The sequence below is a fragment of the Paraclostridium dentum genome (assembly GCF_012922555.1).
Lineage (GTDB): Bacteria > Bacillota > Clostridia > Peptostreptococcales > Peptostreptococcaceae > Paraclostridium > Paraclostridium dentum.
Window position 1 is genome coordinate 1 of record NZ_WIPK01000211.1, and the last position, 305, is coordinate 305.

1 protein-coding gene is annotated in these 305 nt (G+C 42.3%); it reads right to left on the reverse strand.

The genetic code is table 11. The annotated features are described in order from the left end of the window. Positions 1 to 66: 66 nt before the first annotated feature. Positions 67 to 305 (reverse strand): hypothetical protein (locus GFJ41_RS18600; RefSeq protein WP_206001644.1); only part of this gene is annotated, 239 nt, incomplete at its 5' end.

Genomic DNA, 305 nt, shown 5'->3' on the forward strand with positions numbered 1-305 from the left:
ATGATCAAGCATCAGTGTTGGCAGCGTACCATAGACAATGTTACTGTAGTATAGGGAAATTGGTGCTTATGGATTTGCCAGATTCCATTTACATTCACCGTAGCTCGGTGTTCCGTCGAGGCATCTAACAGTTATTTTCTTCAAGAAACCACAGTAATATCTCTTCTCGTCACCGTCTTGCAGATATTCATCAGACTGACCAGAATGAATACGTTCACCTTCCACTTTACATGGAGGTTTACACACTGGGAGCAACGTCCATTCCCCTTTCACACATCCTACAGATTTAGGTCCATCAAGTTTAT